This window comes from Streptomyces calidiresistens, assembly GCF_014141525.1.
In the GTDB taxonomy this organism is placed as follows: Bacteria; Actinomycetota; Actinomycetes; order Streptomycetales; family Streptomycetaceae; genus Streptomyces; species Streptomyces calidiresistens.
In genome coordinates, this window is sequence record NZ_VKHS01000868.1 from 1 (window position 1) to 2,144 (window position 2,144).

Annotated in this window: 3 protein-coding genes; all 3 read left to right on the forward strand. The window is 72.0% G+C overall.

Features of this window, described 5'->3' with window-relative positions:
* Nucleotides 1-217: 217 nt before the first annotated feature.
* The 3 genes from FOE67_RS23595 (at nt 218) to FOE67_RS23605 (ending at nt 1,925) form a co-directional block, all read left to right on the forward strand.
* Nucleotides 218-883 (forward strand): hypothetical protein, encoded by a 666-nt coding sequence (locus FOE67_RS23595; RefSeq protein ID WP_182666859.1) that lies wholly within the window; start codon nt 218-220, stop codon nt 881-883.
* Nucleotides 884-933: 50 nt separating this feature from the next.
* On the forward strand, nt 934-1,101 hold the full coding sequence (locus FOE67_RS23600; RefSeq protein ID WP_182666860.1) for a hypothetical protein: 168 nt from the start codon (nt 934-936) through the stop codon (nt 1,099-1,101).
* Between the two features lie 125 nt (nt 1,102-1,226).
* Nucleotides 1,227-1,925 (forward strand): hypothetical protein, encoded by a 699-nt coding sequence (locus FOE67_RS23605; RefSeq protein ID WP_182666861.1) that lies wholly within the window; start codon nt 1,227-1,229, stop codon nt 1,923-1,925.
* Nucleotides 1,926-2,144 lie beyond the last annotated feature (219 nt).

A 2,144-nucleotide genomic window follows, 5' to 3' on the forward strand; every position in this document is an offset into this window, starting at 1 on the left:
GGCCGGAACCGTGCCGCCTCCCGGCGGCGTGTTCCCCGGTGCGGGGAGGGCCGGCGGGCTCCGGTCCGGCCGCCCTCCCCGCACCCTCCGCCGTCGCCGGGCGGGAAGGTCCGGGGCGGGACTCAGTGGACTCCGCGCGTCCCACCGGCGGGCCGGAGGGCGCTTCCGGAACCTCACGTCCGGCCGCCGCCACACCAGTTCGAGAACACGGGGAACCATGGCCAACCGACTGACCCGCACCGCAGCCGCAGCCGCCCTGACCGGAACGCTCCTCCTCCCCCTCGCCGCCTGCGGGGACGACGGCGGCGCCGACGACACCATCGAGGGGGCGCAGGGCGCCGAGGACACCGACACAAAGGACCCGGCCCCCGAGGAGGAGGACCCGGGCACGGCCCCCGGGGACACGATCGAACGGCCGGAGATCAGCCTCCCCGACGACGTGACCAACATCTTCGAGGTGGTGGACACCGACGACCCCACCGAGCTCGCCGTCCTCGGCGACCACGAACACCGCGTCAACTCCCTGGACGAGGCCATCGTTTCCGGTGACCTCGAACGGCCCGCCCCGGGTTTCTACTCCTCCGGGGATGCCCTGCGCTCGGCGGTCGGCTGGATCGAGCCGATCATCGAAAGCGGTTCGAGCTTCACCGGAACCACCCGTTACTACAACCGTTCGGTGTCGCTCGATGGTGACACCGCGACCGTTACCTACTGCGTCGACGCAAGCGAGTCCTTCACCACCGATCGGGAAACCGGTGAGGTCGATCCCGACTCGGCGGCCGAGGAGCACATCTTCTACATCACCCGACTCGAAAGGAACGAGGCCGGGGTCTGGCAGACCACGCAGGTCGCCACCGAGCGGGGAGGCAGCGAGTGCGATTGAGTCGGAGGTGTGTGCTTTCCCCGCTCGTGGGGGCCGGACTCCTTCTTCTGATGATCCCCTCCACCGCCCCTGCGGCACCGGGTGATCGTTTCAAGGACAACGACGAAGGCGCCTACGGCGAATCCGACGGGCGGAACATCGGGGCCGGGGCGGGGCGCGGTGGGCACGGTCCCCTGCCCGGCATCGTCATCGAGGGCGGAGGTGCCGGAGCGGCCTGACCGCCTCCCGTTCGAACCGGACCCCGCCGCCGTGCTACTACGCCCCCGAGTACACGCCGGAGGAGTTCGAACAGCACTACCTCGACTACCTGCACAGTCCCCTGCACTCGGGCAAGGCCGAGGCGGTGTACTGGTACAGGGAGAACTACGGCGAGGAGGGCGGGGTCGACTTCAACCTCGACCGGCGGGGCGAGGGCATGTGGTGGGGCAGCTTCATCAACGGCGCCTCCGACGACCACGAGGGCAAGCCGGCCTGTGACGAACCCTGGTTCCGGGTGCCCTTCGGCGAGGCGCCCCCGCCGATGCCCGGCGTTCCCACCCCCGAGGTGCTCGCCGGCCTGGCCCACCAGTTCACCCGGGTACCGGACACCGAGATCGCCCTCAACCCCGAGGACGCCGAACACCAGGTGGTGAACCTACCGACCTGGATCCGGACCGAGGGCGCCTCCACCGAGCCGGTGTCGGTGACCGCCCGGGTGGAGGGGTACGACATCTGGGCCACGACGACCGCCGAGCCCGCCCGGCTCACCGTCGATCCCGGTACCCGGGACGCGGTCACCCACCCGGTGTCGGGTGAGTGCGTCATCGCCCGTGACGGCACCATCGGTGAGCCGTACCGCAGGGGGCGGGCGGAGGAGACGCCGCCGTGCGGTGTCACCTACCTGCGGGCCACGCACGCCACCGGTCCGTACCGCCTGGTGGCCACGCTGGCGTGGGAGGTGTCGTGGGTCGGCTCGGGCGGCAGCGGTGGTGATCTGCCGGACGGCAGTGTGAGCGCCCCGCGGGACATCGCGGTGGACGAGATCCAGGCCGTGGTGCGGTGAGGTCGGCCTCGGGCCGATCGCCGTCGGGCCGGAACCCGACCGGCGGGGACGCCCCGCCGTGGCCCGTGTCCCAGCGTGGCCCGGGTTCCGCCGCCCGGCGGCGGGGGCCCGGGATCGGTTCGGACCGGGAAGTGTCGGTGCCGGGTTCTACGGTGGAACCGTTCGACGGGTTCGGGTCGCCCGACGGCGGGCCGTGGGCACGGAGGGGGCGGGATGAAG

Coding starts and splice junctions, on each gene's coding strand:
- FOE67_RS23595 (WP_182666859.1), top strand. CDS start 218: ATGGCCAACCGACTGACCCGCACCGCAGCCGCAGCCGCCCTGACCGGA.
- FOE67_RS23600 (WP_182666860.1), top strand. CDS start 934: ATGATCCCCTCCACCGCCCCTGCGGCACCGGGTGATCGTTTCAAGGAC.